This window comes from Sulfurimonas sp. (genome assembly GCF_029027405.1).
GTDB lineage: Bacteria > Campylobacterota > Campylobacteria > Campylobacterales > Sulfurimonadaceae > Sulfurimonas.
Window position 1 is genome coordinate 1,174,804 of the sequence record NZ_CP093396.1, and the last position, 14,776, is coordinate 1,189,579.

The 14,776-nt window shown below is 32.2% G+C and carries 13 protein-coding genes; 11 read left to right on the forward strand and 2 right to left on the reverse strand.

Annotation, left to right across the window (positions count from 1 at the left end; all coding sequences use genetic code 11):
• Genes MOV42_RS05520 through MOV42_RS05545 form a run of 6 tightly spaced genes read left to right on the forward strand, consistent with a single transcriptional unit; the run spans position 1 to position 5,887 of the window.
• Positions 1–441, forward strand: coding sequence for an FxsA family protein (locus MOV42_RS05520; protein ID WP_321778599.1), 441 nt, complete (start codon positions 1–3; stop codon positions 439–441).
• Complete coding sequence (locus tag MOV42_RS05525; protein WP_324172779.1) at positions 395–1,231, forward strand: DsbA family protein; 837 nt, start codon at positions 395–397, stop codon at positions 1,229–1,231. The genes MOV42_RS05520 and MOV42_RS05525 overlap by 47 nt, the downstream gene beginning before the upstream one ends.
• The gene (gene hemC / locus MOV42_RS05530; RefSeq protein ID WP_324172780.1) at positions 1,232–2,191 is read left to right on the forward strand and encodes a hydroxymethylbilane synthase; all 960 of its coding nucleotides are present in this window, start codon (positions 1,232–1,234) and stop codon (positions 2,189–2,191) included.
• A 14-nt stretch (positions 2,192–2,205) separates the two neighbouring features.
• The gene (locus tag MOV42_RS05535; RefSeq protein WP_324172781.1) at positions 2,206–4,020 is read left to right on the forward strand and encodes a menaquinone biosynthesis decarboxylase; all 1,815 of its coding nucleotides are present in this window, start codon (positions 2,206–2,208) and stop codon (positions 4,018–4,020) included.
• A 17-nt stretch (positions 4,021–4,037) separates the two neighbouring features.
• Positions 4,038–5,417, forward strand: a complete 1,380-nt coding sequence (gene argH, locus MOV42_RS05540) for an argininosuccinate lyase (RefSeq protein ID WP_324172782.1) — start codon at positions 4,038–4,040, stop codon at positions 5,415–5,417.
• 5 nt (positions 5,418–5,422) lie between these two features.
• A complete protein-coding gene (locus MOV42_RS05545; RefSeq protein ID WP_324172783.1) occupies positions 5,423–5,887 on the forward strand; it encodes an OsmC family protein in 465 nt (154 codons plus the stop codon).
• A gap of 15 nt (positions 5,888–5,902) precedes the next feature.
• Here MOV42_RS05545 and MOV42_RS05550 read toward each other — a convergent pair whose 3' ends face one another.
• Both MOV42_RS05550 and MOV42_RS05555 read right to left on the reverse strand, forming a co-directional pair.
• Positions 5,903–7,045, reverse strand: coding sequence for a transglycosylase SLT domain-containing protein (locus tag MOV42_RS05550; RefSeq protein ID WP_324172784.1), 1,143 nt, complete (start codon positions 7,043–7,045; stop codon positions 5,903–5,905).
• A 44-nt stretch (positions 7,046–7,089) separates the two neighbouring features.
• A complete protein-coding gene (locus tag MOV42_RS05555) occupies positions 7,090–7,446 on the reverse strand; it encodes a histidine triad nucleotide-binding protein (RefSeq protein ID WP_324172785.1) in 357 nt (118 codons plus the stop codon).
• 139 nt (positions 7,447–7,585) lie between these two features.
• Here MOV42_RS05555 and pheS point away from each other — a divergent pair, with 139 nt between their 5' ends.
• From pheS to MOV42_RS05580, 5 genes are all read left to right on the forward strand, one after another.
• The gene (gene pheS / locus MOV42_RS05560; protein ID WP_324172786.1) at positions 7,586–8,578 is read left to right on the forward strand and encodes a phenylalanine--tRNA ligase subunit alpha; all 993 of its coding nucleotides are present in this window, start codon (positions 7,586–7,588) and stop codon (positions 8,576–8,578) included.
• The gene (gene pheT / locus MOV42_RS05565; RefSeq protein WP_324172787.1) at positions 8,575–10,908 is read left to right on the forward strand and encodes a phenylalanine--tRNA ligase subunit beta; all 2,334 of its coding nucleotides are present in this window, start codon (positions 8,575–8,577) and stop codon (positions 10,906–10,908) included. The genes pheS and pheT overlap by 4 nt, the downstream gene beginning before the upstream one ends.
• Positions 10,905–12,185 carry a 3-phosphoshikimate 1-carboxyvinyltransferase gene (aroA, locus tag MOV42_RS05570; RefSeq protein WP_324172788.1) on the forward strand — a complete coding sequence of 427 codons (1,281 nt, stop codon included), beginning with the start codon at positions 10,905–10,907 and terminating at the stop codon, positions 12,183–12,185. Before pheT ends, aroA begins: the two co-directional genes overlap by 4 nt.
• Before the next feature lie 22 nt (positions 12,186–12,207).
• Positions 12,208–13,041 (forward strand): 4-hydroxy-3-methylbut-2-enyl diphosphate reductase, encoded by an 834-nt coding sequence (locus MOV42_RS05575; RefSeq protein WP_324172789.1) that lies wholly within the window; start codon positions 12,208–12,210, stop codon positions 13,039–13,041.
• 76 nt (positions 13,042–13,117) lie between these two features.
• Positions 13,118–14,776 carry a 30S ribosomal protein S1 gene (locus tag MOV42_RS05580; RefSeq protein ID WP_324172790.1) on the forward strand — a complete coding sequence of 553 codons (1,659 nt, stop codon included), beginning with the start codon at positions 13,118–13,120 and terminating at the stop codon, positions 14,774–14,776.

Consider the following 14,776-nt stretch of genomic DNA (forward strand, 5'->3'; position numbering starts at 1 on the left):
ATGAAATATTTTGTAATTTATCTCTTTTTAGAAGTATTGATTTCGGTTAATGTATCATCTGCCATAGGTGGACTGGTTACATTTTTTGAAATTATACTGACGGCTACAATAGGAATATATCTTCTTATGAATTTCAGAGAAACATTACTTCAAAACATAACTGCGGTTTCTTATCATGCTATTGACTTACGAGAGTTTAAAAGGTTAAATCTGTTTACAATTATAGGAGCAATACTACTTATAATACCGGGTTTTTTAACAGATGCCATAGGTGCTTTAATGCAGTTTAGCGTTTTTACGAGCATGTTAGTAACAAGATACAATGTTAATGCTGGTAATTATGAAGCACAAAAGCAAGAAGAACATATACAAAAAAATATAAAAAAGGATTCAGATGTCATTGATGTTGAAATTATTAGCGACGACACTTCTACTAAGTAGTTTATTAAATGCGACTATATTAAATAAAGATATAGAAAATTTTCTAAAAAAATCGTTTAAAGGCAATCCAAATATTGTTGCACTAAAGGTAAAAGTTGAGCATAGAGTTCCTGTGGAAAAATTAAAAGGCTGGGAAGCTTTTGTTGTAAGTGTAGATGCTACTTTAAAAGCAAAACCTAAAAATAGAAATGTAAAGCAAAAGATGATTTGGTTTAGTAACGGTGAAATAATGACACAAGATTTTGTAGATATGAAATCAGGTATTAGTTTAAAAGAATTAGTTTCTCCATCTTTTAAGCCAGAATATTATAAAAAAGCAAATCTTATTTATGGCAATGAAAATGCAAAACACAAAGTAGCTATATTTTCAGACCCGTTGTGTCCGTTTTGTAGAAACTATGTACCAGAAGCTATAAACTATATGAAAAAGCAACCAAATAAATTTGCAATATATTATTATCATTTTCCACTTCCATCTTTGCATCCAGCAGCTGTTGAGTTAGTAAAAGCGGCAGTTGTTGCTGAACTTCAAGGTAAAAAAGATGTTGTTTTAAAACTTTATAAAGTGAATGTAGATGCAAAAGAAAGAGATGTTAAAAAAATATTAGCAGCTTTTAACTCTGTAATGAAGACAAATATTAAACCATCAGACTTAAACTCAGATGCTGTAAAAAAGCATATAGTACATGACCTATTTGTGGCTGATTCAGTTATGGTTAGTGGAACACCTACTATATTTTTTGATGGAAAGTTAGATAAAACAAAAAGAAAATTTCGAGAAATTAAGTAGATGGAAAAGTTAGTCATTGCAACAAGAGTCTCTCAGCTAGCACTTTGGCAAGCTTACCACATAAAAGAAAGAGTTGAAGCATCGTTTCCAGAGATAGAAGTTCAACTAAATGAGATTGTAAGTAATGGTGATAAAATTTTAGATAAACCTTTAGCTTTGATTGGTGGTAAGGGGCATTTTACAAAAGAACTTGAAGATGAAATGTTAGCTGGAAATGCTGATATGGCAGTTCATAGTTTAAAAGATGTTCCTACATATATTCCAGATGGATTAGAACTTGTTGCAGTAACGCAAAGACAAGACCAAAGTGATGTTTATCTTTCACATACTCACGCAACACTTGAAGATTTACCTAAAGGTGCAGTAGTTGGAACAACTAGCCTTAGAAGAAGAATGCAACTTTTACAAAAGCGTCCAGATTTAAAGGTAAAAGATTTAAGAGGAAATGTAAATACTAGACTTAGAAAGTTAGAAGAAGGTCAGTATGACGCAATCATTTTAGCATGGATAGGTCTTAAAAGATTAGACTTATTAAAAGATATTCCTTTTACACAAAAACTTTCCCTTGATATGATGATACCTCCAATGGGGCAAGCCGCTCTTGGTATAGAGATAGTTTGTGGTAATGAAAAAGTAAGAGAGATAGCCCAGAGTTTAAAAGATGAAAATACTTTTATTTGTACACAAATAGAAAGAGATTTTATATCTAAAATTGGAGCAGGGTGTTCAGCTCCTGTTGCTTGTAATGCTGTAATGAAAGATAATGTTATTACATTTAGAATAATGTTAGGTTTTTCAGATGGAACAAATATTATGCAAGAAAAAGTAGTTGTAAATGTTAGTGAGTCAGAAGATTTAGGCTCTAAACTTGCTAAAAAAATGATAGATAATGGTGCTTTAGATTTACTAAAAAATGCACAAAAAGTAGCATTTAAAGAAGAGATGCCACAAAGATTGTAAGAAAAGAGTAAAGTATGAAAAAAACAATAGAACTTCTAAAACAAAATAATGAATTAACAGTTATAGATGCTGAGTTAGATATATATCTTGAAATTCCGCATCTAGCATATGCTGAAGTAAAGAAAAAAAATGGAGGTAAGGCTCTTCTTTTTACGAATGTTGTAGATAAAAAAAGTGATACAAGATTTAGTGAAGATATATTTATGAATGTTTTTGGTTCATACAAACGATGTGAATTGCTTTTTGGTCGTACTATTGAGTCTGTTGCAGATGAGATAACAAATCTTCTTCATATGAAACCACCAGAAGGATTTATGAATAAAGTATCTATGGCAAAAGAGCTTTTTTCACTAAAAAATATTTTTCCAAAACGCTTAAAAGGTAGGGGTTCTTGTCAAGAGAAAATATATTTAAATGAAGATATAGACCTTTATAAACTTCCTGTATTAACAACTTGGGAACAAGATGGTGGTCCATTTATTACGATGGGACAAGTTTATACGCAAAGCTTAGATGGACAACTTGTGAACCTTGGAATGTACAGACTTCAAGTTTATGATAAAGAGCATCTAGGAATGCACTGGCAGATTCATAAAGATAGTTCTCACTTTTTTGATCAGTATCAAAAAGCTGGGAAGAAGATGCCTGTAACTGTTGCTATTGGAGGTGACCCGCTTTATACTTGGTGTGCAACTGCTCCTTTACCTTATGGTGTAAATGAGCTTCTTATGTATGGGTTAATTACAAAAAAATCAGCGCAACTAGTAAAATCTTTAACAACACCTCTTTATATTCCTAAAGATGTTGATTATGTGATAGAAGGATGGGTTGATACACAAGAGATGAAAATCGAAGGTCCTTTTGGTGATCATACAGGTTACTACACCTTAGAAGAACCATATCCAGTTATGCAAGTGAGTGCAATAACTACAAAAAAAGCACCAACATTTTTAGCAACAGTTGTGGGGAAACCACCTTTAGAAGATAAGTACATGGGTTGGGCTACTGGTAAGATATTTTTTCCACTTTTAAAAACTACAGTTCCGGATTTACTTGATTATCACATGCCCGAAAATGCGGGTTTTCATAATCTAATATTAGCAAAGATGCAACCACATTATAAAGGACATGCTAAACAGTTTATGCACGCTTTTTGGGGTGCAGGGCAGATGAGTTTTGTTAAACATGCAATATTTTTAGATGAAAACTCTCCAAAGCTGAATAATTATGAATCTTTAAGTACTTATATTTTAAATAGATTTACGCCTAAAACATTGTTTATTTCTGAAGGAATTTTAGACGCACTTGATCACTCTTCTCCAGAAACATTAGTTGGAGGAAAGTTAGGTATAGATGCAACAGCTGCACATAATGTAGAAGCTCCTCAGCTTTTAGGTGACGAAGAACTATTAGATAAGATTCAAGAAATTGTTCCAGATGCTACTGGCGTACATCAGTATATGAGACATACTAAAAATCCTGTAACTGTGATTAGTGTTGATAAGAGTAAAAATGCAAAAGAGTATTTTGAAGCACTTGTAAGTCTTAGTAGAAATATTAGAATTATTATTTTTGTAGATGAAAAAAATAATGATATTTTAAATCCATATATGCTTATTTGGCGTGTTACAAACAACATGGACGCATTAAGAGATGTATTTATATCAGGTCTTATGGTTGGAATTGATGGTACAAATAAAAGCAGCGTAGATGGCTTTACTCGTGAGTGGCCTGATGATGTTGATTGTACTAAAGAAGTTGTAGCTAGTTTAAAGCAAAAAGGCTTGTGGGATTTAGATGAAGAACTATACAAAGATTATCAGTTATAAAAATATGAGGAAATAATATGGATAAAATGTGGTCAGGTCGTTTTTCGGCCAGTGCATCTTCTCTTTTAGATGAGTTTAATGCATCTATAATGTATGATAGAAAGTTATATAAAGAAGATATTGAAGGTTCTCTTGCTCATGCAGCGATGCTTGCAAAACAAGAAATTTTAACAACAGAAGAACTTCGTCAAATTACAGATGGACTAAATCAAGTTATGGCTGAGATAGAGTCAGATAAATTTGAATGGAATATATCTGATGAAGATTTACATATGGCAATTGAGAAGCGATTGACAGTTTTAATAGGTGATGCTGGTAAAAAACTTCATACTGCAAGAAGTAGAAATGATCAAGTTGCTGTTGATTTTCGTAGATGGGTTTTAAAAAGAAATCTTGATGTAGTAGATGCACTTAAGCTTTTAATGAAAGAGATTTTAGTTGTAGCCCAGATACACACAACTACCCTTATCCCTGGTATGACACATCTTCAACATGCTCAACCAACTAACTTTGGTTTTCATCTTGGAGCATATCTCTCAATGTTTAAAAGAGATATAGTAAGATTTGAAGACTCGTATAAAAGAAACAATGTATCTCCTCTAGGTTGTGCAGCACTTGCTGGGACTCCTCATAATGTAGATAGAGATATGACAGCTCAGCTTTTAGGATTTGATAGTGTTAGTGTAAATTGTTTAGATACAGTAAGTGATAGAGATTTTGCACTAGAAATTTTGTTTAATATTTCTACCATGATGATGCATATTTCAAGGCTTTCTGAAGAGCTTGTAATGTGGTCAAGTTATGAGTTTGGTTTTGTTGAACTTAGTGATGAATACTCAACAGGTAGCTCAATCATGCCACAAAAGAAAAATCCAGATGTTCCTGAACTTTTAAGAGGGAAAACAGGTAGAGTTTATGGTTCTCTAATGGGACTTTTAACCGTTATGAAAGGTCTTCCTTTAGCCTACAATAAAGACACACAAGAAGATAAAGAAGGGGTCTTTGATTCAGTTGATACGGCTCTTATCTCTTTAGAAATTTTAAAAGAAGCTATAAAAACTATGGAAGTAAAAGCTCATAATATGCGAAGTGCTTGTAGTGTAGGGCATCTAGCCGCAACAGATTTAGCTGATTATTTAGTTGAGAAGTGTGATATACCATTTCGTGAAGCACACTTTATTACAGGTCATGCAGTTGCTAAGAGTGAAGAGTTAAAAATTGATTTAAGTGATATAGAATTATCATATCTTAAAGAGATAGATAACAGAATAAATGAAGATGTATTAGAATACTTAGTTTTAAAAAATTCTATGAATGCAAGAACTTCAGCAGGTGGAACAGCAACAGTTAGAACGCAAGAACAACTAGAACAATTTAAAAACTTTTTAGAAGGCTAATAAAAATGAAAGTAAGTATAACACACAAAGAAGCAATGAAATTTGAGGCAAAAACTTCAAAAAGTAGTTTTATAATTGATTGTCCTGTAATCTCTCCTATTGAGTATTTTTTATCTGGGATTATTACATGTAGTGCAACAGACATTATTTTAATACCAAAAAATCAAGGCAACAAGGTAACAGACTTAAGGGTAGATGGTGAAGTTGTTAGAAATGAAGATCATCCATGTAAATTTAATACTCTTCATCTTACTTATGACTTTAATTCAGATGCAGATGATACAACTGCTGCTCGTTGGGTAATGGCTTCTCTTGAAACTTATTGTTCAACTATAAATACTATTAGGGATACAACGGCTATCTCATACTCAATCACACACAATGGAAATCTTATCAAAGAAAATGAACAAATGATATCAGGTGGTGGTTCTAATATAGATATGGGAGATATTCAAGGTTGTCCGTCATAAATATATGAAAATTACTCAGCTTCCATAAAGTTTATAATAAGCACTCATTCTTTTAGTAACCATTTTTAAGTAGTGCTTAGGCTCTTCATATCTTAAGTCTCTCAACAGTTTATTGTAAACCTCTTTTGGTGACTTAGTATTTATATATGGAGTAGCTCTTTTCATGTTATAAGTTTTTGTAAATGCCCAAGCTATGTTACCTGCACCTGTATTATAAGCTGCAATGGTACAATAAAGTCTTGTATCCAAATTCTTAATATCTTTTAAATATTTGTAAAAAAGTATGTGTAAGTAGGCACTTCCCATTCTAATATTGTTCGTACTGTTATAAAGATAACTTCCAGTGACTAATCTTTTCTTTTTGTAAAGATATTGATATGTATCAATTCCGGCAGTTCTTGGTACTATTTGCATTAGTCCAAAAGCCGGTATATGTGATCTAGCCCTTGGGTTAAAACTACTTTCTGTTTGCATTATTGCAAAGATAAGAGCTATGGGAAGTCGTTGTTTATCCGCATATTTTCTAACTTGTTTATAGTAAATCTTTGAGCGTTTAATCATTGTATCTTCTGGCAATTTCACATTTAAACTGTAAACTTTTGCATGTTTTACTTTTGTAGAATCAATACTTTTGATGTTTCGCATTTGTACATGCTTTGTCACATAAGTTTTTACATCGTTTTTTGTTGGTTTATTTTCAAATACTATTGTAGATAAGATAGGTTCAGCTTTTACCTTAGCATCTCTTATATCAAAAGGTTTTTTTATTTTAGAAATTCTTATCTCTAAGGGGTCTGTTTCTTGAACAGTTTTTGTATTTACAGTTACCGCTTTAGCGAGGGCAAGACGAAGATTTTTCTGAGCTTCTTCCTCAGATGCGGTTATTGTTTGTAAAGTGATAGTTTGATTTTTAAAATCAATATTAGTTTTTGTTTTATTATCTTTTGTGTAAGAAATCCATTTTGTATTGGTTGAGAGTTTTGGTTCTTCCCAAAAAATACCAAGTTCTTTTTTGTAAGCTTGATAAGCTTTATTTTGTGCTTTTTGATAAGTGTCAAACTCTTGCTTTTGAGTTTTTTTATAAACGCTAAACTGTTTTTTTTCTTGGCTAAAACCTTGCATCTGTTGGTCTTTAAACTCTTGTGCTGTTTGTGCCATAAGAGAAGAGGTTAAACACGCAATAAATAATATCTTTTTATACACTAAAAGTGACCTTTTGGGTCAGCATCGCTTAAATGTCCCCACTTTAGTTTTGCTCCACCTAATATATGAAAGTGTAGATGCCCAACTTCTTGCCCTCCATCTGAGCCAATATTAGTAATAATTCTATAACCACTTTCTTGTATTTTGACTTCATTAGTAACTTTTTGGATAAAGTTTGTCATGCCAGACATGGTACTTGAACTTACTTCATTAAAACTATTCACATGTTTTTTTGGAATAGCTAAAATATGTACAGGAGCTTTTGGATTTATATCGTGAAAAGCGATGAAATCATCATCTTCTAATATTATATTCGCTGGTATTTCTTTCTTTATTATTTTACAAAATAAGCACATTGTTTTTTCCTTATATATGAATGTTTATAACTAAATTATAGCACATAAATTGGTAAATGAAGCTATATGTAAATTATATTTGACTATAATCGCTTTTAAAATTTAAGAGGTTCTAACCTCGCAATTATGGGTGATTCTATTGAAAGAATGGTATGACAAAATAAAAGAAGCACAAAGTGTAGAAAATCTTGAAGATATTCGTATCTCTGTGTTTGGAAAAAAAGGTGTTTTAGCAGCTGAATTTGCTAAGATGAAGACAGCACCAAATGAAGAAAAATCAAAAATAGCAAAAGATTTAAATACGCATAAAAGTTCATTAATGAATGAACTTACTGCTAGAAAAATAACTTTGCAAACATTAGAACTTCAAGCTGCAATGAAAGCAGAGGCTATTGATGTTTCAATGTTTAGTGTTTCTTCTGAAGCAGGTGCATTACATCCTGTAATGGCTACAATGGATAAAATTGTAGAGTATTTTTCTGCTATGAACTTTGCTGTTAAAACAGGGAATATGGTAGAAGATGACTTTAATAACTTTGAAGCTTTAAATCTACCAAAATACCATCCAGCAAGAGATATGCAAGATACTTTTTATTTTAAAGATGAAATGCTACTTCGTACTCATACTTCTCCAGTTCAAATAAGAACTATGATGAATACAAAGCCTCCAATCCGTATGATTGCTCCAGGTGCAGTATTCCGCCGTGATTATGATTTGACTCATACACCAATGTTTCATCAAGTTGAAGGTTTACTTGTTGATGATAAAGGTAAAGTTTCTTTTGCCAACTTAAAGTATATTTTAGAAGATTTTTTAAAGTATATGTTTGGTGAGGTAGAAGTTCGTTTTCGACCTTCATTTTTCCCTTTCACAGAACCATCAGCAGAGGTAGATATATCTTGTGTTTTTTGTAAAGGTAAAGGTTGTAGAGTTTGTTCAAAAACAGGTTGGCTTGAAGTTTTAGGCTGTGGTATAGTTGATCCAAATGTTTTTGAAGCTGTAGAATATGACAATGTAAGTGGATATGCTTTTGGTTTAGGTGTTGAGCGATTTGCAATGTTGATTCATCATATTGGAGATCTTCGTTCTTTATTTGAAGGAGATATTAAGTTGTTGGAGCAGTTTCAATGATAGTTACTAAAAGTTGGATAAATGAGTGGATTGATTTAGATGGTATTACTACTGAGGATTTAGCAAAAACATTTAATGCCATTGGTTTAGAAGTAGATCGTATTAAAAGTTATGAAATTCCTAAAAAGATAATTGTAGGAAAAGTTTTAGAATGTGAGAAACATCCAGATGCTGATAAACTAAATGTTTGTAAGGTAGATATTGGAACAAGTATTCGTCAGATTGTTTGTGGTGCCTCAAATGTTAGAGTTGGACTAGATGTAGCCGTTGCTACAATTGGTGCGGTTATGCCAAATGAAATGGTAATCAAACCTGTAAAGCTTCGTGGTGTTGAATCTGAGGGCATGATATGTAGTTCTAGTGAAATTGGATTAGAGAATTCTCAAGAAGGAATCTTAGAGTTAGATGGGAGTATTGGTAAGTATAAACTTGGACAAGAATTACGCTCAATTCCTACCTTAAATGATGATTTAATAGAGATTGAACTTACTGCAAATCGTGGTGATTGCTTAAGTGTTAGAGGTGTTGCTAGAGATTTAAGTGCTGCTTATGATAGACCTTTAAGAGAACCAAGGATGTATGAAGATGAAGATAGAAGAATTGGAATAGGGCGTATTTTAAATCTTTCTTATGAAGCAGATTTAGATGTAAATCTTCGTTACAAGGCAGTTGATTTAAAAAATTTAAAATTACCCTTTATGGTAAGACTTAGACTAGCCCAGATTGAAGAGACAAGAGAAACAGATATAGAAGCCTTAATGCTTTATGTAACTCAAAGTAGTGGTGTAATTTTAAGAGCATATAATCATGGTTTTTTCTGCGAGAAAGATCAAGCAATGGCAAAGATAGAGCTTAAAAAAGATGCAAAAGCTTATGCATCTATCATGTCTAAAAAGAAAGCTTCTACTGTTGGAATAATACAAGAAGATATTTCAAAAGTAACTTTTAGTGAAGGAACTGTTCTTATCGAAGCTAGTTATATTCCTCCAGATATTATTTCAAAAAAGATGCAAGAGTCTAAGATGGAAGCTGGTCCGATGTACTATAAAACTTCAAGAGGAAGTGAACCAGAACTAAATCAAGGTTTAAATTTCTGCTTAAAACTTATAGAAGAAAACTCTAAATCAACTGTGTATGGCGGAAGTATAGACTTGTGTGATAATTATGAGAATAAGATAGTTTGTATTTCAAAACAAGAAATTGATAATTTTATTGGTGCAGATATCGATAAGGTTGTTATAACAAAGATATTAAGAAATTTGGGTTTTGATACAGCTAAATCATCACCAGATAATTTTGTTGTTAGTGTTCCAAGATATCGTCATGATATAACGCATAAACAAGACATAGTTGAAGAAATAGTTCGTATGGTCGGAATAGATAACATTCCTTCAAAACCTTTTGTCTTTGCAGAAAAGTCTAAACTTGAAGATGATTACTTTGCATACAAAAAAAGAAGTATATATAGACACAAGGCTGCCGGAAGCGGTTTCTTTGAATCGGTATCTTTTGTTTTTGATGAGAAAAAAGTTTTAGAATCTTTTGGATTTCAAACAATAGAATCAGAAAAAGAAATTTTAAACCCGATTGTTAATACTCTTGATACACTAAGAACAACCTTATTAACTGGGCTTCTAAAAGCAGCTTCATTAAATGTCAAAAATGGCATTTCTTCTGTTAGACTTTTTGAAGTTGGTTCCATATTTAACTCATCAAGAGAAGAGTCTTTGAAGATGGCTATGCTCTTTAGTGGAGATGCATCTGGGGAGAGTCTGTCTAATGCTGGAAAATCTAAAAAAATTGATTTTGCGTATTTTACTCAAAAAATCTCTAATATTATAGGAGAGTTTGAACTTACTCAATATGAAACAAATCATAAACTTTCACATAAGTATCAAAGTGCACAAATATTGCAAAATAAAGAGGTACTTGGGGAGTTATTTCGTGTGCATCCTAATGTTGAAGAGAGTTATGGATTAGAAGCAACATATATGTGTGAACTTGATTTTAACAAACTTTCGTATGGTTTGAAAATTGCAAAAAATATATCAAAATATCAAGCTTCTTTTAGAGATTTGAGTCTTATTATGCCTAAAGATTTGAGCTATGAAAAAGTTAAAGATGTTATACAAAAATCTGCAACAAAAGAGCTTATAAGATTTTATCCTGTTGATAAGTATAGCGATGAAGAACTAGGTTCTAATATAAGTTTATCACTAAGATTTGTATTACAATCAGATGAAAAAACTTTAGAAGAAGAAGATATTACTTTGTCAATGGATTCAATTTTAACTGCTCTACAAAGTGAACTAGGCATAGGTCTGAGATGAGTAGTGTAGTAGTTCAAAAAGCACAAAAGTTTTCTATAAAACTTGATTCTATTGCATCTGATAAATCTATTTCTCATCGTAGTGTAATGTTTGCAATGTTAGCTGATGGAACTAGTGAAATAACAAATTTTTTAAGAGCAGAAGATACACTAAACTCTTTAGAAATTGTAAAAAATCTTGGAGCAAAAGTTAAAGATGATGGGACTACTATTTATATATCATCAGATGGTATAAAAGAGAGTTCTGAGATACTTGATTGCGGTAATTCTGGAACAGGTATTAGACTTTTTTGTGGACTATTAAGTTCTGCAAAAGGTCATTTTATTTTAACTGGTGATGAGTATTTGCGTCGTCGTCCTATGAAAAGAGTCACTTCTCCTCTTCGTGATATTGGAGCAGTTCTTGATGGTAGAGATGACAGTAATTTAGCACCTCTTAGTATCAGAGGAAGCTCACTTAAAGCTTTTAGCTATGATAGTACAATAGCATCTGCACAAGTTAAAAGTTGTATGATATTAGCAGCTCTTCGTGCTGATGGTGTGTGTACATATACAGAGCCTGAACTATCTCGTGATCATACAGAGAGAATGTTAAAAGGTATGGGTGCTGATATAATTGTTGATGGTTTAAAGACTACAGTAACACCTATGAACCAACTTCTTTCACCTCTTGTTATTAGAGTTCCATCTGACCCTTCAAGTTCATTTTTCTTTGGTGTTGCAGCAGCTATAACACCAGATTCTGATGTTTTGTTAGAAGGTGTTACTCTAAATCCAACTCGTATAGAAGCTTTTAAAGCCTTAGAGAGAATGGGTGCAGATATAAGTTATGTGATAACTGACAATAAATATGAACCCATTGGTAACATACATGTCAAATATGCTCCTCTTCATGGCATCGTTGTAGAAGATAATATTTCGTGGCTCATAGATGAACTTCCAGCACTTTCAATCGCCTTTGCTTGTGCTAAAGGTGAAAGTATTGTAAAAAATGCAGAGGAACTTCGCGTAAAAGAGAGCGATAGAATATCAACAGTTGTTGAGGGTCTTCGTGCAAGTGGTATTGAAGTACACGAGTATAAAGATGGATACAAAGTTGTTGGTGGTGAACTTAAAAGTGCTAAGGTTGATAGTGATGGTGATCATCGCATTGCTATGAGTTTTATAATAGCAGGCCTTAGATGCGGTATGGAAGTAACAGATTTAGACTGTATTAATACATCTTTTCCAAACTTTTTTGAACTTGTACAAAAAATATCAAAGATAGAAATTTCTTAAATTATTATCGGAGACAAATATTATGCATATTGAACTTGCTGAAAATTATGGTTTTTGTTTTGGCGTAAAAAGAGCTATAAAAATAGCTGAAGAAAATAAAGAAGCATCTACCTATGGAGCTTTAATTCATAATTCTAAAGAAATTGAGCGACTTGAAAAAGATTTTAAAGTTGGTCTAACAGATGATCATAAAAGTTTTAAAGCTGGTGAAACAGCGATAGTTCGTACTCATGGAATACCAAAAAAAGAGCTTCAAGAATTAAAAGATACAAAAGTTGATGTAGTAGATGCAACTTGCCCTTATGTAACTAAACCACAACAAATTTGCCAAGAAATGAGTGAGCAGGGTTATGATATTATCATCTTTGGAGATGAAGCACATCCTGAGATAAAAGGTGTTAAGAGCTATGCGACTCATGGTGCTATTGTTGTTACTTGTGCAGATGAATTAGAAGGTTTGAAACTTAAAGAAAAAGTAGCACTTGTGGCACAAACAACTAGAAAAGTTGAAGATTATATGGAAGTTGCTAACTATCTTATACCTAGACACAAAGAAGTTAGAGTTTTTAATACAATATGCAATGCAACTTTTGAAAATCAAGAAGCTGTTAGAAAAATATCTCAAAAAGCTGACATCATGATAGTGATTGGTGGTAAAAACTCATCAAATACTAAGCAGTTGCACAGTATCGCTCATGATAATACAAAGTATAGTTATCATATAGAAGATGAAAATGATTTAGACTACTCATGGTTTAAAAATAAAAAATTTTGTGGAATTAGTGCAGGTGCATCTACTCCTGACTGGATTATTCAAAATGTTGTAAACGCGATTGAAAAACGCATTAATTCTTGAATTTTCCTCGTATTAATAGTAATATAATCATTATTTTGATATAATCACGCAATTTTTATGTAACAGAGGATAGGTAATGGCGTTCGATAACGAATTAGTTGAAGAAGAAGAAAATTTTGCAGAGATGTTTGCTGCAAGTGAGAAAAAGCAAGAATCAAGTCGCATCGTAGAAGGTGAGATTGTTGAGATTCAAGCAGATGAAAACAGAGCATTAGTTGGTGTTGGCGATAAGCTAGAAGGTATTGTAAATCTTGATGAAATCCGTGGTGAAGACGGAGAGTTGATGTTTAATACTGGAGATAAGATTAAAGTAATGGTTATGGGATACTACAATGAGCGTCCTAAAATCTCTTATAAAAAAGTTTTGGAGCAACAAAAAACTATTGATTTTATTGATGCACACAAAGAAGACTTTGAAGAAGTTGTTATTGAAGGTATTATCACTAAGAAAAATCGTGGTGGTTATGTTGTAGAAGCTGATGATGTTTCTTTCTTTATGCCTCGTTCATTAGCGGCTTTTAAAGAGGGCGATGATGTAGTAGGTCGTAAAATCAAAGCTCAAGTTGTTAAAGTAGATGCTGAAGAAAATTCTATAGTAGTTTCTCGTCGTAAATTATTTAACGAAGAGAGAAAGAAAAAGAAAGAAATCATTGACAAATTAATGGAAGATGATGTTATTGTAGAAGGCGTAATCAAAAAAATTACTAGCTATGGAATGTTTGTAGATGTTGGTGGTGTTGATGGTTTAGTTCACTATAATGAAATTAGCTATAAAGGTCCAGTTAATCCATCTAAACTTTATAAAGAGGGCGATATTGTAACTGTTAAAGCCATCTCTTATGATAAAGATAAAAGACATCTTTCTCTATCAATTAAAGCTGTTTTACCAGACCCATGGGCAGAAGTTGAGAGTGAGCTAGATGAAGGTGATACAATTACTGTAACTGTTTCAAATATTGAAGCTTATGGTGTATTTGTTGACCTTGGAAATGATATTGAAGGTTTCTTACATATTTCAGAAATTACTTGGAGCAAAAATGTTAAAAATCCTAACGATCATTTAACTGTTGGCGAAGAGATTGATGTTGAAGTTATTGAGATTAATCCTAATACTCATAAACTAAGAGTTTCACTAAAAAGACTTTTACCAAAACCATTCGATGAGTTTGTTAAAAACTACAACGAAGGAGATATAGTAACTGGAACAGTTACATCTCTTACTGATTTCGGTGCGTTTGTTCGTATTGGTTCAGTTGAAGGTTTGTTGCATAATCAAGATATATCTTGGGATAAAAATACTAAATGTAAAGATGTTTTAAAATCAGGTGATGAAGTAGAAGTGAAAATTGCTAAAATCAATAATGAAGATCAAAAAATATCTTTAAACCGTAAAACTCTTTTGGAATCACCAATAGACAAATTTGCAACAACTCATAAAGTAAATACTCCTATTACGGGGACTATCCGTGATATCAAAGATTTTGGTGTATTCGTATCTTTAGAAGATGGTGTCGACGCGCTTATTCGTGATGAAGATTTAACTCCACTAATAAAAGAAGAATTAGAAGCTGGTCAAGAGATTGAAGCTGCTATCGCTGTTATTGATACTCGTAGAGACCGTATCCGTTTATCTGTAAAAAAATTAGATTATATTAAAAATCAGGCACTTTTAGAAGAAATTAATGATAACTCATCAAATTCTCTAGGTGACTTGATAAAAGATAAATTCAAATAA